The 21,465-nt window shown below is 71.1% G+C and carries 18 protein-coding genes and 1 pseudogene; 2 read left to right on the top strand and 17 right to left on the bottom strand.

What is annotated here, in order from left to right; genetic code table 11:
* Positions 1 to 34: 34 nt before the first annotated feature.
* On the top strand, positions 35 to 214 hold the full coding sequence (locus tag AC3CF1_RS22095; protein ID WP_088951245.1) for a hypothetical protein: 180 nt from the start codon (positions 35 to 37) through the stop codon (positions 212 to 214).
* A 47-nt stretch (positions 215 to 261) separates the two neighbouring features.
* Here AC3CF1_RS22095 and AC3CF1_RS22090 read toward each other — a convergent pair whose 3' ends face one another.
* From AC3CF1_RS22090 to AC3CF1_RS22045, 10 genes and pseudogenes are all read right to left on the bottom strand, one after another.
* Positions 262 to 2,634 carry a glycoside hydrolase family 65 protein gene (locus AC3CF1_RS22090; RefSeq protein ID WP_210925437.1) on the bottom strand — a complete coding sequence of 791 codons (2,373 nt, stop codon included), beginning with the start codon at positions 2,632 to 2,634 and terminating at the stop codon, positions 262 to 264.
* Entirely contained in the window at positions 2,631 to 3,434 is an 804-nt protein-coding gene (locus tag AC3CF1_RS22085) for a beta-phosphoglucomutase family hydrolase (protein ID WP_355160316.1), read from the bottom strand. Before AC3CF1_RS22085 ends, AC3CF1_RS22090 begins: the two co-directional genes overlap by 4 nt.
* A gap of 59 nt (positions 3,435 to 3,493) precedes the next feature.
* The gene (locus AC3CF1_RS22080) at positions 3,494 to 3,958 is read right to left on the bottom strand and encodes a DUF4442 domain-containing protein (protein ID WP_088951242.1); all 465 of its coding nucleotides are present in this window, start codon (positions 3,956 to 3,958) and stop codon (positions 3,494 to 3,496) included.
* A gap of 63 nt (positions 3,959 to 4,021) precedes the next feature.
* Complete coding sequence (locus tag AC3CF1_RS22075) at positions 4,022 to 5,017, bottom strand: hypothetical protein (protein ID WP_354982598.1); 996 nt, start codon at positions 5,015 to 5,017, stop codon at positions 4,022 to 4,024.
* A gap of 94 nt (positions 5,018 to 5,111) precedes the next feature.
* Positions 5,112 to 6,413: an ABC transporter ATP-binding protein gene (locus AC3CF1_RS22070; RefSeq protein WP_355160315.1), complete on the bottom strand. Its 1,302-nt coding sequence runs from the start codon at positions 6,411 to 6,413 to the stop codon at positions 5,112 to 5,114.
* Between the two features lie 133 nt (positions 6,414 to 6,546).
* Positions 6,547 to 8,757 (bottom strand): bifunctional glycosyltransferase/CDP-glycerol:glycerophosphate glycerophosphotransferase, encoded by a 2,211-nt coding sequence (locus AC3CF1_RS22065; RefSeq protein ID WP_354982597.1) that lies wholly within the window; start codon positions 8,755 to 8,757, stop codon positions 6,547 to 6,549.
* Between the two features lie 15 nt (positions 8,758 to 8,772).
* A complete protein-coding gene (locus AC3CF1_RS22060; protein ID WP_435794501.1) occupies positions 8,773 to 10,734 on the bottom strand; it encodes a DUF5941 domain-containing protein in 1,962 nt (653 codons plus the stop codon).
* Positions 10,731 to 11,336 (bottom strand): annotated as a pseudogene (locus AC3CF1_RS22055) (ABC transporter ATP-binding protein); the annotation flags it as partial. The pseudogene AC3CF1_RS22055 and the gene AC3CF1_RS22060, both read right to left, overlap by 4 nt.
* A gap of 142 nt (positions 11,337 to 11,478) precedes the next feature.
* A complete protein-coding gene (locus AC3CF1_RS22050; RefSeq protein WP_354976141.1) occupies positions 11,479 to 12,306 on the bottom strand; it encodes an ABC transporter permease in 828 nt (275 codons plus the stop codon).
* 72 nt (positions 12,307 to 12,378) lie between these two features.
* Complete coding sequence (locus AC3CF1_RS22045; RefSeq protein ID WP_355160314.1) at positions 12,379 to 13,749, bottom strand: L-serine ammonia-lyase; 1,371 nt, start codon at positions 13,747 to 13,749, stop codon at positions 12,379 to 12,381.
* 471 nt (positions 13,750 to 14,220) lie between these two features.
* Between AC3CF1_RS22045 and AC3CF1_RS22040 the strand changes: the two genes are divergently transcribed.
* Positions 14,221 to 14,430: a PspC domain-containing protein gene (locus AC3CF1_RS22040; RefSeq protein ID WP_088951236.1), complete on the top strand. Its 210-nt coding sequence runs from the start codon at positions 14,221 to 14,223 to the stop codon at positions 14,428 to 14,430.
* A 713-nt stretch (positions 14,431 to 15,143) separates the two neighbouring features.
* Here AC3CF1_RS22040 and AC3CF1_RS22035 read toward each other — a convergent pair.
* From AC3CF1_RS22035 to pdxH, 7 genes are all read right to left on the bottom strand, one after another.
* Positions 15,144 to 15,959, bottom strand: a complete 816-nt coding sequence (locus AC3CF1_RS22035; RefSeq protein WP_488451162.1) for a DUF4230 domain-containing protein — start codon at positions 15,957 to 15,959, stop codon at positions 15,144 to 15,146.
* A 146-nt stretch (positions 15,960 to 16,105) separates the two neighbouring features.
* Positions 16,106 to 17,269: an acyl-CoA dehydrogenase family protein gene (locus AC3CF1_RS22030; RefSeq protein ID WP_099856949.1), complete on the bottom strand. Its 1,164-nt coding sequence runs from the start codon at positions 17,267 to 17,269 to the stop codon at positions 16,106 to 16,108.
* Positions 17,270 to 17,313: 44 nt separating this feature from the next.
* Positions 17,314 to 17,619 carry a type II toxin-antitoxin system VapB family antitoxin gene (locus AC3CF1_RS22025; protein ID WP_030329612.1) on the bottom strand — a complete coding sequence of 102 codons (306 nt, stop codon included), beginning with the start codon at positions 17,617 to 17,619 and terminating at the stop codon, positions 17,314 to 17,316.
* 187 nt (positions 17,620 to 17,806) lie between these two features.
* A complete protein-coding gene (locus tag AC3CF1_RS22020; protein WP_488451161.1) occupies positions 17,807 to 18,409 on the bottom strand; it encodes a nitroreductase family protein in 603 nt (200 codons plus the stop codon).
* Positions 18,409 to 19,338, bottom strand: coding sequence for an aldose 1-epimerase family protein (locus AC3CF1_RS22015; protein ID WP_141907684.1), 930 nt, complete (start codon positions 19,336 to 19,338; stop codon positions 18,409 to 18,411). The genes AC3CF1_RS22020 and AC3CF1_RS22015 overlap by 1 nt, the downstream gene beginning before the upstream one ends.
* Before the next feature lie 18 nt (positions 19,339 to 19,356).
* A complete protein-coding gene (locus AC3CF1_RS22010) occupies positions 19,357 to 20,655 on the bottom strand; it encodes an MFS transporter (protein WP_354982594.1) in 1,299 nt (432 codons plus the stop codon).
* A complete protein-coding gene (gene pdxH, locus AC3CF1_RS22005) occupies positions 20,652 to 21,281 on the bottom strand; it encodes a pyridoxamine 5'-phosphate oxidase (protein ID WP_488452118.1) in 630 nt (209 codons plus the stop codon). Before pdxH ends, AC3CF1_RS22010 begins: the two co-directional genes overlap by 4 nt.
* Between the last annotated feature and the right edge of the window lie 184 nt (positions 21,282 to 21,465).

Genomic DNA, 21,465 nt, shown 5'->3' with positions numbered 1-21,465 from the left:
CGCAGCCGCGCCCCGACGGATCGCGAGGATCGCCATGGCCAAGCAGCAGATTTCCGAGCAGCAGCAGATGACCGAGCGGGCCCAGCGCGAACAGGACGCCGAGCGCAACCAGGACTTCGGGGACCAGGCCGCTTCGGCCCGGCTGCCCGACGATCCCAAGGCGGCTGCGCCTCGGGACGCGATCGGACGCCCGTCAACCGGCGAGCCGGTCTGACAACTGGTGCGAGGCGGTCGGGGCGGGAGCGACTCCCGCCCCGACCGTCACTGCTCGCGCTCGGGCAGCCGCAGCAGCGGTGACCGGCCCGGTGGCTGCTCGGGCGCGGGGCCGGACGGCTCCGCCGGGGGCACCGGCACCGTCACCGGCTCGTCGCAGGTGACCCGGAGCACCTGGTCGTGGTGGCGCAGTTCCACAACGTCGTCCGGGCCGCCGTGGCGGAGCGAGTAGGTCGTCTGGTGTGGTCGGACATCCACCCGCAGCGACAGCCCTCGCCACTGCAGGGAGAACTCCAACCGGCTGAGTCGGCTGGAGAGCCGAGGGGCGAAGGACAGCTCGCCGTGGTGGTCGCGCAGGCCGCCGAACCCGCTGACCAGGGCGAGCCACGCGCCGGCCAACGACGCCATGTGTACGCCGTCGCGGGTGTTCTCGTTGAGGTCGTGCAGGTCCATCAGCGCGGCTTCGCGCAGGTAGGTGTGCGCCAGCTCCGGGTGGCCCACCTCGGCGGCGAGCACCGCCTGGGTGCAGGCCGACAACGACGAGTCGCGTACGGTGCGGCGCTCGTAGTAGAGGAAGTTGCGCACCTTCTGCTCGGGGGTGAACGCGTCCCCCCGCCAGTGCATCGCGAGGACCAGGTCGGCCTGCTTGACCACCTGCTTTCGGTACAGCTCGAAGTACGGGTAGTGCAACAGCAGCGGATATTTCTCCGCCGGCGTGTGGGTGAAGTCCCATTCCTGGAGCCGGGTGAAGCCCTCCACCTGCTGGTGGACCCCAAGCTCCTCGTCGTACGGGACGTGCATCGAGGTGGCCGCGTCCCGCCAGCTCGCGGCCTCCTCGTCGGTGACTCCGAGGTGGAACGCGTCATCCCGGTAGCGCATCACCACCTCGGCGGCGGCGAGCAGGTTCCGCTGAGCCATCAGGTTGGTGTAGACGTTGTCGTTCTTCACTGCCGTGTATTCGTCCGGGCCGGTGACGCCGTCGATGTGGAACTGCCCGTGCCGGTCGTGGTGGCCGATCGAACGCCACAGCCGGGCGGTCTCGACCAGGAGTTCCAGCCCGATCTCCCGTTCCATCTGGGTGTCCCCGGTGACCATCACGTAGCGGCGCATGGCATCGGCGATGTCGGCGGCGATGTGGAAGGCCGCCGTGCCGGCCGGCCAGTACCCCGACGATTCCGGCCCCTCGATGGTCCGCCAGGGGAAGGCGGCACCCTTGAGGTTGAGCGTCTCGGCACGCTCCCTCGCCGAATCCAACGTGCTGTGCCGCCACTGGAGAGCGCTGCGTACCGCGCTGGGCTGGGTGTACGTGAGCACCGGCAGGACGAACATCTCGGTGTCCCAGAACGCGTGCCCGTCGTAACCGGGGCCGGTCAGCCCCTTCGCCGAGATCGGCCGCTGCTCGGCGCGGGCGCCGGCCTGGAGCACGTGGAAGAGACCGAACCGGACCGCCTGCTGCACCTCCGGGTCGCCCTCGACCAGCACGTCGGACGCGTCCCAGAACGCGTCGAGGTAGTTGCGCTGCTCGCGATGCAGGCCATCCCAGCCGTCCAGTCTGGCCCCGGCCAGCGCCGCGCCGACCTGGTCGCGCAGTGCGGGCAGCGACCGCCGGCTCGACCAGCTGTACGTCAGGTACTTGACCACCCGCAGCTTCTCGCCGGGCTTGAGCACGCAGGCGATGGTGGTGCGGACCCAGTCCTGGTAGCCCTCGGACTCGATGGTGGTGTGGTCCGGGCCGTGGACCTCGTGCTCCATGGCAGCGGCGACCCGCAGCCCGGAGACCTTGGTGCGGTGGATCAGCTGCCCACCGTCCGGGGTGGTCAGCTCCTCCTCGGCCTGCAGGGGTGACTCCAGCACCGCCGCCACCCGGGGGTCCTTGCTCTGCGCGGGCAGCGACTCGTTGGCCACCAACTCGGACTGCACGATCAGCCGCAGCGGACCGTCGACGGCCTCCACCTCGTAGCTGATGGCGGCGACCGACCGCTGGGTGAAGGAGACCAGCCGGGTGCTGCGGACCTTGACCTCCCGGCCGGCCGGCGAGCGCCAGTGCAGCTCCCGGTGCAGGGTGCCGGCTCGCAGGTCGAGGATCCGCTCGTGGGCCAGCAGTTCCCCGTAGCGCACGTCGAGCGGCTCGTCGTCGACGAGCAGTCGGATCAGTTTGCCGTTGGTGACGTTGACGATGGTCTGCCCGGACTCGGGGAAGCCGTAGCCCGCCTCCGCGTACGGCAGTGGTCGCAGCTCGTAGAACGAGTTGAGGTAGGTGCCGGGCAGGCCGTGCGGCTCACCCTCGTCGAGGTTGCCGCGCAGGCCGACGTGCCCGTTGGAGAGCGCGAAGACCGACTCCGACTGGGCCAGCACGTCCATGTCGAGCCGGGTCTCCCGGACGTGCCACGGCTCGACCGGATAGGCCCGCTCCCGGATCACGCGGAGCCTCGTTCATCGGCGGGGTGGGCGGTGGCGGCACGGCCCGGCGCCGACGTGTCGGCGACGGCGAGCAGCTCGGCGAGGTCCTGCACCACGATGTCGGCGCCGTGCGCGAGCAACTCGTCGGCCTGCCCGACCCGGTCGACGCCGACCACGTAGCCGAAGCCACCGGCACGGCCGGCGGCCACCCCGGAGAGCGCGTCCTCGAAGACGGCGGCCCGTGTCGGGTCGACGCCGAGCAGTGTGGCCCCGGCGAGGAAGGTGTCGGGGTGCGGTTTGCCACGCAGCCCCTGGGCGCGGGCGACCAGGCCGTCGACCCGGGCCTCCAGCAGCGGTTCCAGCCCGGCGGCGGCGACCACCTCGCCACCGTTGGCGCTGGCCGTCACCACGGCCCGGCGCAGCCCGGCGGCCCTCGCCGCCTCCAGGTAGTGCACCGAGCCCGGGTAGACCTCGACGCCGGCGGTGCGGAGGCGTTCCAGCAGCAGGACGTTCTTGCGGTTGCCCACGCCGTTGACGGTGTCGGCGTCCGGCGGGTCGTCCGGGCTGCCCTCGGGGAGGACTATGCCGCGGGAGGCGAGGAACGAGCGGACGCCGTCGGCGCGGGGTCGCCCGTCGACGTAGCGGTTGTAGTCCGGGCCCGGGTCGAACGGTTGGAAGGGCTCGCCGGAGACGGTGGCTCGCTGCCGGAGAAACTCGTCGAAGGTCTGCTTCCAGGCGGCGTTGTGCACGCGGGCGGTCTGCGTCAGCACACCGTCCAGATCGAAGAGACAGGCGGTCACGTGAGCAGGTAGGCCCAGCACGGTACGAATCTATCCACCCCACTGGGCCCGCAAACCCGTTTCCGCCGCCCCGGCGCGCCTCAGTTCGGCCGCAGCGTCCAGATCACGGTCATCGCCGAGGTCGGCTTGCCCTCCTCGGTCGCGATCTCCACCTCGACCGGGAACTCCGGCCGCTGACCGGACTCCAGCTCCTCGATCACCTCGAGCGCCGGCCGCCCGAGCCGCGCGGTGGCCAGCACCGGGCCCATGGCGAGCTTGCGGTAGGCGATGTCGGCCCGGACGGCGAGCGGCACGGCCCGGTCGAACAGCTGCCCGAAGGCGGCCAGCACGACCGCGCCGGAGGCCGTCTCGCCGAGGGTGAACATGGCACCGGCGTGCGGGCCGCCGATGTGGTTGTGGGTGGCCGGCGAGTCGGGCAGCCGGACGACCGCCCGCACCCCGCCCTTTGCCTCGGGTGCCACCTCGACGAATTCGATGCCGAGCGTACGAGCGAAGGGCACCGCTTCCAGGATGCCGGCCGCCACCTGGCGGGAGTCGATGGTCATGTCCTGACGTTACTCGCCGGTAACCAGGCCGGCAACCAGGGTCTTTCCCCGCTCGACCGGTGCTCAGAGGTTGGCGATCGTCCGCAGGATCTCCGCGTAGAAGTTGCCGTCGATGCTGCGGAAGAAGGCGAAATCCTGGCCCGGGTCACCGAAGAACGGGCGCAGCGTCCACGCCAACTGGGTGCCGACGAAACCGAAGAGCAGGATCCAGATGTAGAGCAGGGTCATGCTGGCCGGCCGCTGCGACGGGTCGCCGCGCCGAACGGGTGGGCTGCCCCACGGGCGTTGCGCCACCGGGGCGCCCGGAGGGAACGAGGCGCCCGCCGGCTGGCCGGCCCACTGAGCCGGCACGTGCGCCGGAACCGGCGCGGCGGTCGCGGCGCCGTTCGGCGTCGACTCGGCAGCCGCGGCCCCGACCGGCACGGCCACCGGCTCGGCACCCTGACCGGCGGCCGGGGTCGCTCCGGCGGGCACGGCGGCCGGCACAGCCTGGACCGGGGCCGGGGCGGCCTGGACCGCGACCGGCGCGTTCGCCTGGGCGTTGGCGGCCTCCGGCGCGAGCAGGCCGTGGTCGTTGAGCACCTGCATCCCGCCGGTCAGGAAGCGCAACCCGACCACTGCCGACAGGGTCAGGATCGCCACGTTGAGCAGCTTGAAGAACCCGTAGTCGGGCGCGGTGATCAGAAAGAAGAGGCTGATCGGCGCGAACGCCACGGCGAGCATCGAGGTGACCGTGATGGCCACCATCACCAGCGCCAACGACTGACGCACCGACAGCCGGGCGCCGAAGACCAGGTTGAACAGGTAGAGCGTGGGCAGGCAGATGGCCAGCGTGACCAGGAACAGCAGCGGCAGCTTCAGCGCGGAGGTCAGCGCCATCAGCGGGCTGTGGAAGGCGCCCAGCACCGCTCCGTAACAGGCCAACGCGATGGCGGAACTGCTGAGCATGCGAACGGTCAGCGCGTTGAGGTCACGCTCGGCCACGATCTGCTGCCAGATGCTCCCGCGATCGCGCAGGATGCGCTCGATGACGAGCGGGCTGGGACGGTCACCCGACACGGGTGCACCCCTCTCGGAGGTCTATCACTGTGGACTGGGTGCGCAGACGGTAGGACACCGGACGGTGGGCCCGCCACCCCGCTCCGGCGAGTCGTCAGCGCCAACCCACGTCGATCCGGGCGCCACGCTCGTCGAAGAAGTGCAGCGCGTCCATCCGGACCGAGACGGCGAGCGGATGACCGGCGCTGACCGCCGGGTACGGCGCCAGCCGCACCGCCAGCTCCGCCGGGCGGCGGTGGTGCCGGCCCGGGTCGGGAAGCACGCTGGTCTGGGTGCCGCCGCCATTCGAGGCCTCCTGCGGCTCCACCGGCTTGCCGGTGAGGCGCTGCATCACCGAGCCGAACCGACGCAGGCCGCGCTGACCGACCGGCGGCGATTCGACCGGCGCACCCATCTCGTCGACCACGACCGCTGTCGCACCGATGTCGAGGAACGCCAGCGACTCGTGCCCGTGGTGCTCCAGGTAGCGGATCCGCCCCCGCAGCACGTCGCCGGGGCTGTCCGGGGCGACCGGGGTGAGTGCCTCGGCCCGCATACCGACCACGATCCGCTCACCGTGGTAGTGCGCCACCGCCCGACTGCGAATGTCGTTCCAGGGCAGGTAGAGCGACTGGTCACCGAGGTTCAGCGTGACGTACCGGTCGAGGTGGACGTAGACCGACGCCTCCAGCAGGTTCATCCGTGGGCTGCCCAGGAAGGCGGCCACATAGAGCGTCGCCGGCCGGCCGTACACCTGGGTGGGTGTGCCGACGTCCTGGAGCACGCCGCGGCGCATGATGGCGACCCGGTCGGCCATGGTGAGCGCCTCGGCCTGGTCGTGGGTGACGTAGACGGTGGTGACCCCCAGCTCCCGGGTCAGGCCGGAGATCTCCGCGCGCAGCTCGGCGCGCAGGCCGCTGTCCAGATTCGAGAGCGGCTCGTCCATCAGGAACAGGCCGGGCCGCCGGACGATCGCCCGACCCATCGCCACCCGCTGCCGCTGGCCGCCGGAGAGCTGGCCCGGCTTACGGGCCAGCACGTCGCCGATGCCCAGCGCGCTGGCCACGTCGCTGACCCGCTCGTCCCGCGGCTCCTGCTCGATTCCCGCGAGGCGCAGTGGAAAGGCGATGTTGTCGCCGACGCTCATGTGCGGGTAGAGCGCGAAGTCCTGGAAGACCATTGCGATCTTCCGGTCGCGCGGAGGCAGGTCGTTCGCCAACTCCCCGTCGAGCAGCACCGCGCCCTGGGTCGGATCCTCCAACCCGGCGATCATCCGCAGCACCGTCGACTTGCCGCAGCCGGACGGCCCCAGAAGCACCATGAACTCGCCGTCGTTCACATCAAGATTGATGCTGTCGACTGCCAGCGTGCCGTCCCTGAAGACCTTGCTCACGTCCTTGAGCGTGACGGTGCTCACCGTCGTCCCCCCCAGCTCGTCTGCCGAACCCCACAAGACTGTGACCAGGATCATTGGATCCGCACATCGGGTAAACGTCTCATGTTCGACGGATGACGCCGCAATTACACGACAAAGGAGACGGACAGCGCGGTCAGCAGCGCGAAGATCGCCCGCTGGGCTCCCCCAGGAAAACCTCGCGCACCACCCGTTCCGCCGCGTGCCCGTCGTCCAATGTGCAGAACCGGCCCCGGAAATGCTCACGGGCCTTGGTCGCCGCGTCGGAGCGCACCGCGTCGGTGCGGAACAGGTCGACCAGGTCGGCGAAGGTGGTGGCCACCGCGCCCGGCGGTTCGGCCGTCACGTCGAAGTAGACCCCTCGGGCCAGCCGGTACGCCTCCCAGTCCGGGGTATAGAGCACGATCGGCCGGTCCAGCACCGCATAGTCGAACATCGCCGACGAATAGTCGGTGATCAACACGTCGGCTATCAGGTAGAGATCCTCCACCCGTTGGTGGCCGCTCACATCGCGAACCCGTTCCCAGTCCACCGGCCGACCGGGGCGACGGTCACGGTCGTGGAAATAATGGCTGCGCATCAGCAGCCGGCCCGAGTCACCCAGCGTCCGCACGAACCGGTCCGGGTCGAACGGCGGCCGGTAGCCGGGAAGGTGCTCCCGGTGTGTCGGGGCGTACAGCACGACCTGCTCGTCGGGGCCGACGCCGAACTCCGCGCGCAGCCGACGCACCTCGTCCGGACCGGCCGTCACCAGGCGGTCGTTGCGCGGGTAACCCACCTCCAGAGTCGTGTACGTGGCCGGGTACGCCCGGTCCCACATCTGGGTGGAGAAGCTGTTCGCGCTGACGCTGTAGTCCCAACGGTCCACCCGGCGCAGCAGCCCGGCGAAGTCCATCCGACCCGCGCCGATCGGGTAGCGCTGCTGGTCCAGCCCCATCACCTTGACCGGAGTGCCGTGGTGGGTCTGCAGGTGCACCTGCTCCGGCCGCTTGCGGACGAAGTCCGGAAAGTTGACGTTGTTGACCAGCCACCGAGCGCGGGCGAGGACCCGGTAGTACGCCGGCGTGCCGGCGACCACGTACTCCACCCCGGCCGGCACGCTGTCCACCCGGTCCCGGCGCACGATCCACACGCCGCGCACCCCCGGCGCCAACGTCCGGGCAGCCTCGTAGATCGCCGCCGGGTTGCAGGAGTAACCCCGGAACCAGTAGGCGGCGTACACCGCGAGCGTCGGGTCGACAGGCCGACGCAACTCGGCCCGGTAGTACTCGCGCAGCAACCCGTCGCGGGTCAGCCGGGCACCGCGGCGCGCAACCGGGCCGACCCGACGCCGGGCGGTGCGGGTCTGCCGACGGGCGGCGTCGCGGGCCCGGCTGGCGGCCCGCAACGCGCTGAAGGTGCGCCAGCGTCCGGACGCGACGAGCCGGTGTTTGATCCCCTCCACCCCGTCCGGCACCGGATAACCGCCGGCCGGCAGCCAGCGCTCGTAGTCGGCGGTGATCTGCGCGAAGAACGCCGGTCGCAGCTCCGGGGCGATCCGCTGGCCGTTGCCCAGCACCGTCAGGTAGTGCCAGATCATCCGCTCGAAGACCGCCGGCCGCAGGGCGTCCGTCGCCGAGCCCCACGCGTCCATCAGGTGGAAGACCCGGTGCCACTGTGGGAAGACCTCGAAGTGCCGGTCACCCCGGGTCCGGGTGATCGCGCCGGCGCGGCGTTGCCGGTAGTTGACGCACACCCGATCGAGTACGCCGATCCGCTGCGCCGCCATCAGCACCGGATAGCTGAACGAGACGTCCTCGTACCAGCCCGGCGCGAAGCGCAGCCCCAGGTCGGCCAGGAACTCCCGCCGGACCAGCCGGTTCCACGCGGTGTGCAGCAGGTGCATCGCCTCCGGCCGGTCCCGCAACCGGAAGGTGTCCGCGCCGGGCGACTCCGGGAACACCTCGGCCATCGCGCTGCGGGTCGCTGTGTCGTTCCAGTGGGTGCGGACGTGGTCGACCAGCAGCACGTCGGGGCGGGTCGCCCGCAACCGCTCGGCGACCTCGGTCAGGCACTCCGGCGCCAGCCAGTCGTCGCCGTCGAGGAACCACACGTACTCGCCGACGGCCCGGTCCAACCCGATGTTGCGGGCTGGACCGAGGCCGACGTTCTCCGACAGCCGAACCGAGCGGACCCGCTGGTCGCGGGCCGCGTACTCGTCGATGATCTCGCCGCTGGCGTCAGGCGAGCAGTCGTCGACGGCGATCACCTCGATATCGGTCTCCGGCTGACCGAGGACGGAGTCCAGACATTCACGCAGGTATCCCTGCACACGGAAGGCCGGCACCACGAAGCTGATCAGGGTCATCCGGCCGTCCCTCCGTCAGTGCGGCGCGGCACCTCCAGCGCCCACCGGCGCCACCGACGCCCGCGCGCTACGGGCCGGTCGCACGAACCAGGCCAGGACGACGCTCACCACGAAAACCACGAGAAGGTACGCACCGAGTGTAGCCAGCCCGATACCCACCATGCCGGCAATCGCCGCGAGGGCCAGCAGCGCCGAGCGCACCTCCCAGCCCAGCGTGAACGCGTGCAGCGGCGGTGCCGCCTGCCGCTTCTCCAGCCGGGCCGTCAGGTCGTAGTGGTGCACGGTGAGCACGAAGACGTACCCGAAGATCAGCCAACCCGGTGCCTCACCGACCACCCCGACCGCGATGGCGAACAGGTACTCGGCGGCGCGCAACGCCGCAGGCACCAGCCAGTCCAGCGGACCGTTGTGCGCGGCCCCCGCGCCCAGGCCGCCGACCAGCAGCACCAGCAGCGCCACCGGCACCGCCCAGCGCAGCCCGTCCGGCGAGTCGCCCCACAGCGCCGCGACCAGCAGCACCGCCGGGCCGAGCGCGGCGACCACCGCCAGGGTCAACGGCCCCATCGGGCGGACCACCGGCAGCCAGCGGGCCAACGGGCCGTCGTCGCGGTGCAGGGTGGCGTCGACCGTGTCCAGCACCGGCACCCACATCCAGCGGGCCCGCAACGTCCGCAGCGCCCCGGTGTACGCGAACGCCAGCACACCCCAGACCAGGACGGCGATGAGGCTGACCAGCGGGTTGAACAGCGCAACGGTCAGCGCGATCAGCGCCCACCGCTCGCCGATGGGAAAGACGACGGTCCGCTTCAGCCAGTACGACAGCGACCCGGTGTCCGCCTGCACACGGGTCGACGCCGCGTTGAGCCGGTCACCGATCCCGCCGCTGGCACCCGCCGCAGCCTTCGGTCGACGGGCCGCCTCGTCGTGCAGCACCCCGTACCAGGTGTCGGTCATGTGCCGGACGGTCTGCAACGTCATCGCGGCGATCGCGAGCGCCCAGCCGTTGCCCAGCCCGGCGTGGCTCACCCCGAAGCCCAGCCCGGCGTAGACCAGGTATTCCTTGGCCCGGTCCGCCATCGTGTCCAGCCAGCCACCCCAGGCGCTGAAGTGCCGGGTGTAGCGGGCCAACTGGCCGTCCACGCAGTCCAGCACGAAGCCGAGGTAGAGCAGCACCGCGCCGCCGACCAGCGCGGGTCGCCCACCGACCCCGAACAGCACCGCCGCGGCCAGCGCGAACAGCACCGAGATCGCCGTCACCCCGGTCGGGGTGAGCCGCAGCCGGGCCGCCCACCGGACCACGTACGGGGACCAGGTGCTGACGAAGTAGGTGGAGAAGAAGTCGTCCTTCTCCTTCACCGACAGCCGCAATTCGGCCCGGTCCTCGTCGACAGCGGTCACCGCCGCCTCGGCAGCGGTCAGCTCGTCCTCGTCCTCGACCCGGCGGGCGACGAGCAGGCGTACCCGCTGGGCGAAGATCAGCGTGCCGAGCGCCGCGAGACCCGCGAAGAGCCGGTCCACGGCGGACCCGGGGCCACCCGCCGCGGCGCGGGCGGCTGCGGCGAGGGTCGGCAGGTCGTCCACGCCGACCCGCAGCGCGCCGCCGAACACGCCGGTGGCGGCCCCGTCGAGGGCGTCCAGGGCGCCGGCGTCGACCACCTGGCCGCGTTCCTCCCGCACGGCAGTGCGCCCGGGCACCGGCGGGTCGCCCAGCACCAGCGCCACCGTGGGCCCCACCGGGCTGGTGGCCAGGTGCCGCAGCACGGCGGTGTGCGCCACCAGGTCGGTGCCGGTGACCAGCACGGGGGCGGTGGCGGTGGCGACCAGCGCGGTCAACTCGTCGAGGGTGGCGGCGAAGCGCACCTCGTCGGCACCGGCCCGGCGCAACTGGGCGGCCAGGCGGTCGGCCAGCGGCTCACCGGTCGCGGTGGTCAGGCCCGCTGCCGGCGACCCGGCGGCGAGCACGATCGCGAGCGTCACCGCGGGACCGCGGCGTGGTACGCGTCGAGCGCCTCGGCGATGGTGCCGTCGAGCGTCAACCGGCCCGCGTCGAGGTACAACCCCCGACGGCAGAACCGGGTCAGGTCCTTTTCGTTGTGTGACACCAACACCAGCGTGCGCCCCTCCCCGAGCAGACGATCAATCGTCGCGTAACACTTCTTGCGGAACTCCGCGTCCCCGACCGCGGTCACCTCGTCCATCAGCAGGATCGGGTGCGGCAGGTGCGAGATGATCGCGAAGCCGAGTCGCACCTTCATGCCCGACGAGTAGTGCCGGACCGACGTGTCGATGGCCCGCTCCACCTGCTCACCGGCGAACTCGACGATCTCGTCGAAGTGCCGCTTCAGGTAGCCCGTCGACAGCCCGTGCAGGCCACCGACCAGGTGCAGGTTCTCCCGCCCGGTCAGGTCGTTGGAGAAACCGGCGGACAACTCCAGCAGCGGTGCCACCGCGCCGTGCACCCGGATGTCGCCCTCGTCGGGGATGAGCACCCCGGCGATCAGCCGCAGCAGGGTGCTCTTGCCGGTGCCGTTGCGGCCGATCACGCCGACCGTCTCGCCGGGTTCGATGGTGAACGACACGTCCCGCAACGGCCAGAACTGGCCGGGCAGGGCACCGCGTGCACCCCGGTGGATGAACAGCTCCCGCAGGCGCAGTTGACGGCGACGGTTCCGGACGAACCGGATGCCCAGGCCGTCGGCCTCGATGATCGGGGTGGCCACGTCAGAGTTCCTTGAGCACTGCAGGTTCCAACCGGCGGAACGACCACCAGCCGGCGGCCAGCACCAGCAGGCTGCCGACGACGGTGGTGGCGAGCAGCCGGGCGTCCGGGAACTCGTCCGGGTACCAGATCGCGTGATGCAACTGGAAGATCCCGACCAGGGGGTTCAGCTCGTACACCACCTTCAGCCAGCCGGGCAGGCCGGACTCCCGGACCAGGCTGAGCGGATAGATGATCGGCGTGGCGTAGAAGAGCACCCGGATGATCAGCCGCATCAACCGTTCCACGTCGCGCATCAGCACGTTCCAGGCGGACAGCAGCAGGGCGAGCCCGGTCAACAGGACGGCCTGGACGGCCACCGCGAGCGGCAGCGAGAGCAGCGACCAGCCAGGGTGGATCCGACCGTGCACCGCGTAGATCACCGCGATGGCGATCAGGATCGGCAGGCCGGCCGCGTACTCGGCGAACCGGCCGGTGACCCGGCCGATCGGGAAGACCTGACGCGGCACGTTCATCGTGGTGATCAACCGGGACTGGCCGGTCAGCGCGTTCGTGGCCTCGCTCAGGGCCGAGCTGGTCCACATCCAGGCGAAGATGCCGGTGATCAGGAACAACGGGTACGACCCCGCCGCCTCGCCGAGATGCCGGCCGGTGTCGCGGGAGTAGAGCACCCCGAACACGAACCAGTAGATGGCGCCCATGCCGAGCGGCTCGATCAACGACCAGAAGTAGCCCAGCACCGACTGCTGGTACTTGACCGCCAGGTCCCGCCTGACCAGGATGCGCAGCGAGTTGCGGTGCGACCACAACGCCGCGACGCCAGAGGTCACCGCGAGCCTCCCGCCTCCTGAAACGGACGACAGGTTAGCAGTCGGTGAACGAATGCCCCGAATCGACCGGACTCAGCACTCGATCACATTGACGGCCAGACCGCCACGCGCCGTCTCCTTGTACTTGACCTTCATGTCGGCGCCCGTCTCCCGCATGGTCTTGATGACCTTGTCCAGCGACACCTTGTGCACACCGTCGCCGCGCAGCGCAAGCCGGGCGGCCGTGATCGCTTTGATGCTAGCCACCGCGTTCCGCTCGATGCAGGGGATCTGCACCAGGCCACCCACCGGGTCGCAGGTCAACCCGAGGTTGTGCTCCATCCCGATCTCGGCCGCGTTCTCCACCTGCTCCGGGGTGCCACCGAGCACCTCGGCCAGCCCCGCCGCCGCCATCGAGCACGCCGAACCGACCTCACCCTGGCAGCCCACCTCCGCACCGGAGATCGAGGCATTTTCCTTGAACAACACCCCGATCGCGCCGGCCGTCAGCAGGAACCGCACCACACCGTCGTCGGACGCCCCCGGCACGAACCGGGCGTAGTAGTGCAGCACCGCCGGAATGATCCCGGCCGCCCCGTTGGTCGGCGCGGTGACCACCCGGCCACCGGCGGCGTTCTCCTCGTTGACCGCCAGGGCGAACAGCGTCACCCAGTCCATCGCGTGCAGCGGGTCGGGCGTCCCGGCGTCCGCCTCCAGGCCGCGCCGCAGCTCCGCCGCGCGCCGCCGGACCTTCAACCCCCCAGGGAGTACGCCGTCGCGCTCACAGCCGCGCTCCACGCACTCCCGCATCACCCGCCAGATCTCCAGCAGGCCCGCCCGGATGTCCGCCTCGCTGCGCCAGGAACGCTCGTTGGCCAGCATCACCTCGCTGATCGACAGACCGGTGCGGGTGGTGACCTCCAACAGTTGCGCCCCGGTCAGGAAGGGGTACCGCACCACTGTGCTGTCCGGCTTGATCCGGTCCGCGCCGGCCGCGGCCTCGTCCACCACGAACCCGCCACCGACGGAGTAGTAGGTGCGACTGCGCAGCTCGGCACCGGCCCCGTCGTACGCCGCGAAGGTCATCCCGTTCGGGTGGTACGGAAGCGACCGGCGACGGTGCAGCGTCAGATCCCGGTCCGGGTCGAAGTCGATCTCGTGCGCGGACAGGATGTTGATCCGCCGCTCGGCCCGGATCCGCTCCACCCGAGGACCGACGGTGTCCGTGTCGACAGTCTCCGGCGACTCACCGGACAACCCCAGCAGCACCGCCGGGCCACTGCCGTGCCCGTGCCCCGTGGCACCCAGCGAGCCGAACAGCTCGGCCTGCACCCGCGCGACCTCGCTGAGCAGCCCGTCGGCCTTCAGCCCGCCAACGAACGTACGCGCGGCCCGCATCGGCCCCACCGTGTGCGAGCTGGACGGCCCGATACCAACGCTGAAGAGGTCGAAAACACTGATCATGGCCGCGCTTCCTCGCCGTCGTCCCGGCGTACGGGACCCGGCCGGGTCGTGACCGCCGGTCTGACGGCCCCGCTCGTGACCGCCCGGGGTATGGGTGCCGGTCACCCGGGGTGTGGGTGGCCGATCTGCCAGCCTACCCGCCCAGCTCAACGCCCACCCGGCCACCGGGAGGCGAGCACCTGACCGCCGTCTCGCGGCCATTGCAAGATCACGCTCGATCCATGGTGCAGTGGTCTGGGCCCTTCCCCGAGGCCACCCCGTGAACGAGCGCGATCTTCACCGATCCCGCCGTGCGCGGCGCTCGGGCGCGGCGCGGGCGGGTCGCAGGGAGGCGTCAGCGAGGGGCTGCCCGGGTAAAGCACCTACGGGTCCACGGGTCACCGCTCATCCTCGGGACCGAGGGCGAGGTGGCCAGCCCCTTCTACCGTGGATTGCAGACGCGGCGCACTGCCGCAGAGTGGGAGTACGACGATGAGTCGCAAACTGGTCCGGCCCCGCGAGGGGCGCATGCTCGCCGGTGTCTGCGCCGGCCTCGGTCGGCGGTTCGGCATGTCCGCCGGGATGGTCCGGCTGCTGTTCCTGCTGTCCCTGCTGCTGCCCGGCACCCAGGTGATCGTCTACCTGGTCCTCTGGGTTCTCATGCCGAACGAGGATCGCTACCTGGCCTCCACCCAGCACTGACCCCCACCCCTCAAGCGCGCCGCGCTTCCGGGAGGCCACTACAACCCTGTTGTAGTGGCCTCCCGCACGTCCAGGGCCCTCATTTCCAGGAACTTGCGGGCAGAAGCGCTCGCCAACTCCATCCGGAACCGCCGCTCCAACCAAGCCCCCCATCCACCCCCCGCCCCGCCCTGCCCCACCCCACCCCGCCCGCCCCCTCCCCGCCTCAGCCCGGGCAGCAACTTCGGGGAAGTTGCTGCCTCAGGAGCGCCCGAGGCACCAATTTCCCCGAAGTTGCTGCCCACCTCGCCGTTGATCCACTCGGGTTTGCTGATTCCGCGGCGTCCACAGGATTCAGCACTCAGACGCGCTGCAGACCGCCGGCAAAACGGCAGGCGAATGCCGACCGCGTGAACGACGCGACCACCGACAGCGAATGCCGACGCCGAATGCACGACAGCGACTACTGGCAGCGAATGCCCGACGGCGACCACCGACAGCGAATGCCCAGCGGCGACCAACAGCGGCTGCCGACAGCGACTCACACAGCGGGCTGACAGCAGGGGCTGCCAACGGCGACCGCCAGCTGCGACCGTCGACGGCGAATGCCAGCTGCGAATGCCAGCGAGGGCTACCAGCCACGAATGCCAGCGGCGACCGCCGACGTCCCGATGGAGAAGCGCCCGCTCCGACGGACGTCGGGGCGGGCGCATCCGCGTACGGGTTGTCGCCGGTCAGGGAGCCGTGTAGGTGACCGTGATCTGTTGGTAGCCGAGGGAGCGCAGCAGCCCCTCCAGCATCTTGCGGGTGTTTTCCTCGGCTCGGGCGGAGAGACCGCTGTCGCGGGCGGCGGCGGTGATCCGCTCCTCGGCGAGCTGGTAGACCTGCTGCTGCCGGTTGGGATCGTTGCCGACCAGGTCACCGAGCCGGTTGAGCAGACCGCGCTGCTCAGCGAAGACGTAGCTCTTCTCCATGTCGAGGTTGGTCTCGCCGAGCTGCGGGGCGGGCAGTTTGATCTCGACGGACTTGCCGTCGGCGGACTGGACGACGGCACCCTCACCGATCTTGGTGAAGTCGACGTACGCCTCGACGCTGCCGGCCCCGACGAACAGGGTGCGCTCGTTGAGCAGGAAGTCGGGAACGTTGCGCCGGTCGTTCTGGGTGTCGACCACGACCTGGAAGTTGCCTTCGGCCGCCACGTAGCGGCTGAGGTCCTGGATCGACTTCAGCAGTGGTGGCTGGCTGCGGTCGGTCTGCTCCTTGGCGAACGGGTTGCGGAAATCCGGCAGGATGCCGGTCGCCTGGATGCCGAGCAGCACGACCACGGCCAGCGCGGCGGCGCCGAGCAGCAGGAGCAGGCCACGGGCCCCGCCACCACCACCCGTCGGGCCACCGCTGCCGCCCATCGGGCCACCCGTCGGGCCACCGCGGCCGCCCGGTGTGTCCATGGTCGGCTCGGGTGTCGCGGCCGACCGCTCCTTGAGATCGTCACCGGTCGGGTAACCGGGAAACTCCCTCGTGGGCTCGTTGATGCCAGCATCGCGGGCCATCACGCTCACCGTCCTCGTCAGACACGTCGTCTGTCAATGACGGTACGGCCCCCGTACGACAGCCGCGCGTCGAGCGGCCGAAAAGCACAAACGGGCAGGTCAGCACGCGGGCAGGTCAGCACGCGGGCAGGTCACGCGCGCGTAGGTCACGCGAACGCGGAGATCCCGGTGAGTCGCTGCCCGACGACCAGCTGGTGGATTTCGGAGGTGCCCTCGTACGTCAGCACGCTCTCCAGGTTGTTGGCGTGCCGCATGATCGGGTATTCGCCGGAGACCCCGTTGGCGCCGAGGATGGTGCGGCACTGCCGGGCGATGGCCAGGGCCTCCCGCACGTTGTTCAGCTTGCCCACGCTGACCTGCTCGGGTCGCAGCCGGTGGGCGTCGGCGAGCCGGCCCAGGTGCAGCGCGAGCAGTTGCCCCTTCACCAGCTCGACGGCCATGTCGGCGAGTTTCGCCTGGGTGAGCTGGAAGCCGGCCAGCGGGCGACCGAACTGGGTGCGGGTGGTGGCGTACGCCAGGGTGGTTTCCAGGCAGTCACGGGCGGCGCCGACCGCGCCCCAGACGATGCCGTACCGGGCTTCGGTGAGACAGCTCAGCGGCGCCTTGAGCCCGATCGCCTCGGGCAGTTGGGCGTCCGCCGGGAGCCGGACGTCGTCGAGCGCGATCTCGCCGGTCACCGACGCGCGCAGCGACATCTTGCGGCGGATCTCCCGGGCCGTGACACCGGGCGTGTCCATGGGTACGAGGAAACCCCGCACGCCCTCGTCGGTGCGCGCCCAGATCACCGCGGCGTCGGCGATCGGCGCGTTGGTGATCCACATCTTGGCGCCGGTGAGCACCCAGTCGTCGCCGTCGCGGCGGGCGCGGGTGGTCATCGAGGCGGGGTCGGAGCCGTGGTCCGGCTCGGTCAGGCCGAAGCAGCCGATCGCCTCGCCGGTGGCCATCGACGGCAGCCAGCGTTGCTTCTGCTCCTCGCTGCCGTAGCGCCAGATGGCGTACATGGCGAGCGAGCCCTGCACCGAGACCAGGGATCGGAGGCCGGAGTCGCCTGCCTCCAGCTCCTGGCAGGCCAGGCCGTACGCGACGGCGGAGGCGCCAGCGCAGCCGTAGCCGGTGAGGTGCATGCCGAGCAGGCCGAGCTTGCCGAACTCCCGGGCCAGCTCGCGGGCGGGCACCTGGCCCTGTTCGTACCAGTCGGCGACGTGCGGGCGCACCCGGTCGTCGACGAGTTGGCGGACGACGTCGCGGATCTGTCGCTCTTCGTCGGTGAGCGACGGGTCCAGATCGAGCAGGTCCAGCGCAGCGGTCATGGACGCCACCCTAACGAAGGTTCAGCGAGCGACAGAAGGGCTCGTCACTCGATCGGCTCGGAGAGCACCAGCACCCGGGCGTGGATCTGGTTGCGCTGCTGCAGGGCGGCCCGCAACGCGCGGTGCAGCCCGTCCTCAAGATAGAGCCCACCGTTCCACTGCACGACGTGCGGGAAGAGGTCACCGTAGAAGGTGGAGTCCTCGGCGAGCAGCTTGTCGAGCGCCAGCTCACGCTTGGTGGTGATCATCTGGTCCAGGCGCAGTGGCCGGGGCGGAATCTCCGCCCACTGCTTGAGCGTCAGATTGTGTTCCGGATAGGGACGCCCGTCCCGGACCGCTCTGAAGATCACGACGGCACGCTCCCCTCCCCGTGGCCGGGCCGACCGACGGCGCCGAGCCGGGCCGCGGCGGGCACCGCGCGGCGCGGCACCGATGACCGTGCCAGCCTAGCCGCCCAGCGCACGACGCGTTTCGCTCCCTGATGTCAGTTTCGCTACCGGTCGTCCGATCCTCAAGCGGACAAACGGGACAGGGTGCTCAACTCCACCGGCCGCGCCGCACCACCTCGTCCATCGGACGACGCCCCCGGCGCAGCGACGGTGACCGATGGTCCGCTGCCCGGTAACCGATTGTGACGGCACCGACGGGCTGGTATTCCTCCGGCACGCCGAACGCGTCGCGGTAGGGGGCGAGTTGCTGCGGCTGAATGCCGAAGAAACAGGCCCCCAGTCCTTCGTCCACGGCGGTGAGCAACATCAGCAGGGCCGCGAAGCCGGTGTCCACGTGCCAGTACGGCACCGGCCAGCGGTCGGTGGACCGGTCCGTCCACCCCTTGTCCGGCTCCGCGTACCGCCGCAGGTAGGCCGACTCGTTGGCGTGCGGCACCACGATCAGTGGTGCCCGGCGCATCCCGGCCAGCCAGCGCTCCCGCCCACCGCCGTCCGGTGTGGTGGCCGCCCAGAACCGCTCCCGGTCGGCCGGCTCCTCCAGGACCAGGAAACCCCAGCCCTGAGCGAACCCGGCCGACGGTGCGCGGACCGCGTGGTCGAGCAGCCGGTCCACCACGTCGGGCGGGACGGGGCGGTCCGGGTCGTAGTTGCGCACCATCCGACGACGCCGGACGACCTCGGCGAACTCCATCAGGCCCCGGGCCGGATGCCCCAGGCACCCCGCCAGGTTGTAGCAGGCTTGAGCGTGAGCACGTCCCGGCCCGAGCGGAAAGCGTCCGGCGGGCAGGTCATCGGCTCGATCGCCACCGAGCGGCGGTGCCGGTCACCGGTGAGCGCGTCCCCGGTGAACACCTGCCACCAGCCGAACTCCGCGTCCGCCCAGATGCTCACCCCCGCCGAACCGTCCGGTGCGGACAGGCTCACCGACGAGCCGCCGTCAGCGTCTCGGATCACCTCGCCGAAGCAGAGGTCCAGCTCGGCGGCGCCGATCCGGCGCGGGCTGGTCCAGTCGTACTCGGTCCCGGCCACCGGGGTCGCGCCGACCGGCAGCAGCCGACCGTCCACCAACAACCGGGTACGGGTCGGAAGCCGCATGACCAGGTCGTCGACCGCGACGCCCGGCAACTGCAGGTACGGGTGCACGGAGAAGCCGAACGGCGCGGCCTCCCCGCCGATGTTGGTCACCTCGTGCTCGGCGCGCAGCCCGTCCGCGCCGACGCTCCACCGGCTGAGCAGCCGCAACGGCCACGGGTAGCCGGGCTGCGGCGGCAGGTCGTAGCCGAGGGTCACCGCGGCCTCCGACTGCTCCAGCAGACGCCACGGCACCCAGTTGACCAGACCGTGGATGGCCACGTGCCGCTCCGGCTCGGTCAGCGGGAGCTGGAGCGCCCGCTCCCCGAACGCGTAGCGGCCATCGCGGATCCGGTTCGGCCAGGGTGCCAGCACCTGCCCGGCGCAGCCGGGGCACACCTCGTCGGTCTGGTACCCGTCGACCAGGTCGACACCGTCGTGCCGGTACGTCCGGAGCCCACCGCCCACCTCCACGATGACGGCCTCGTGACCGGCGGCGGAGATGGTCCACTGGGCGCCGGAGAAGGGGCGCTGATCGGGGCTTTCCATGCCGGCGACCCTAACCGGTCAGGCCCGGTCGTTGCTCGACGCGGTAGTGGCCCGGTAGCGCAGCAGTGCCGGGAACGCCACCGCGAGCACGACGACGAGCACCGCCGAGGCGAGCCCGCCGGCCACCCAGGCCACCCCGCCACCGAACCCGGCGGCCATGGTGCCGGCCCGGAGGTCGCCCAGGCGTGGGCCACCCGCCACCACGACCGTGTTGACGCCCTGGAGCCGGCCGCGCATCCGGTCCGGTGCGTAGACCAGCAGCATCGACTGGCGCAGCACCGCGCTGATCAGGTCGGCGGCCCCGGCAACGGCGAGCAGCGCGACCATCAGCCAGAGCTGCTGGGCCAGCCCGGCCGCGGCGATCGCCAGGCCCCAGCCCACCACCGCGAGCACCAGACCGAGCCCCTGCCGGCGGAGCCGGCCGATCCAGCCGGAGGTCAGCCCACCGATCATCGAGCCGATCGCGATGGCGCTGTAGAGCAGGCCGACCGACCCACCACCGCCGAACCGTTCGTGGGCGATCTCCGGGAAGAGCGCCCGCGGCATGGCGAGGATCATCGCGATCAGATCCACCCCGAAGGACAGCAGGAGTACGGGTGTGGTGGCCAGGTAGCGGAATCCGTCGATCACACTGGCCAGGCCGGCTCGTCGGACCTGACCGTCGGCGCTCGGCTCGGGCGGCAGCGAGGGCAGGCGCAGCGCCGCCCAGAGCATCGCTGTGAAGAGCAGCGCGTCCACCCCGTACGCGATCGGCAGGACCACAGCGGTGTCCGGCGACGCGGCGAGGATCAGGCCTGCGGCCAGCGGGCCGGCCACCGAGGCGGCGGTGAAGGTCGTGTAGTTCAGGGTGGCGGCGGCTGGGACGAGGTCGTCCGGGACCAGTCGGGGCAGCATGGCACTGCGGGCCGGCGAGCTGATCGCGAACGCCACCGACTGCAACGCCATCAGCGCCAACAGGAGCACCGGGCTGCCCACGTTCAGCAGTGCCTGGACCAGCAGCCCGAGGGTGGATGCCCAGAGCAACAATGAGCCGCCGAGCAGCACCGCGCGGCGGTCGCGGGCGTCGGCGACCGCGCCGCCCCAGAGCCCGAAGACCAGCAACGGTACGAAGGCCGCCACGCCCAGCAAGCCGACCCAGAGGGAGTCCCTGGTCAGGGCGTACATCTCCACCGGCACCGCGACGGCCGTGAACTGGAAGCCGAACATCGCCACGGTGTTGCCGAGCCAGAGCCGCCGGTACGCGGGCACGCGCAGCGGGCGTACGTCGAGGGCCCAGCGGCGCGCTCCGCGCGGCCGAGCCTCCTGCACATTTGTCACGGCGCCAACCGCTCGACGATCCAACCGCCCTCGTCGAGGCGACGGAAGCGGAGCCGATCGTGCAACCGGCTGGCCCGGCCATGCCAGAACTCCACCGAGTCGGGGTGGACCCGCAACCCGCCCCAGTGCGACGGCGTCGGGATCACGTCCGCGTCGGCGAACCGCTCGGCCACCTCCCGGTAGCTCTCCTCCAGCTCGGCCCGGCCCGACACCACCTGCGACTGCGGGCTGGCCCAGGCGCCCAACTGGGAGCCGCGCGGCCGGCTGGTGAAGTACGCCTCGCTCGTCGCGCGGTCGACCGGCGCGACCCGCCCGGCGACCACCACCTGACGCTGCATGGGAAACCACGGAAAGACCAGGCTGGCGTACGGGTTGGCGGTCACCTCGACGCCCTTGCGCGACAGGTGGTTGGTGAAGAAGACGAACCCCTCGGGGTCGTACCCCTTCAGCAGCACCGTCCGACCGCTCGGCCGACCGGCCGGGTCCGCGGTGCCCACCACCATCGCGTTCGGTTCGGGTAGCCCGAAGGCCACCGCGTCGGCGAACCAGCTGGCGAACTGGGTGTGCCAGTCGGCGGCCAGGTCAGCCTCGGTCAGGCCCAGGTCCGCGGCGTACTCGTTACGCATCGCAGCCGGGGCGGGTGTGTCACCCGTCACGTGCCCACTCCTTCTCGGCGGCCCCGCCAACGCCCTCCCGCGCTGGCCAGCACGCACTGCCCAGTCTCACCGAGTCCAGCGGAGATTGCGCGCCCGGGGATGTCGCGTGCAGCACAGTCGCAGCGGGTCGCGTATCCCTTACTCAGCAGGCAAG

This window comes from Micromonospora sp. MGP-C2 (genome assembly GCF_057766525.1).
The sequence above is the reverse complement of the archived record's forward strand: the minus strand, read 5'-3'. Positions and strand labels throughout refer to the sequence as shown.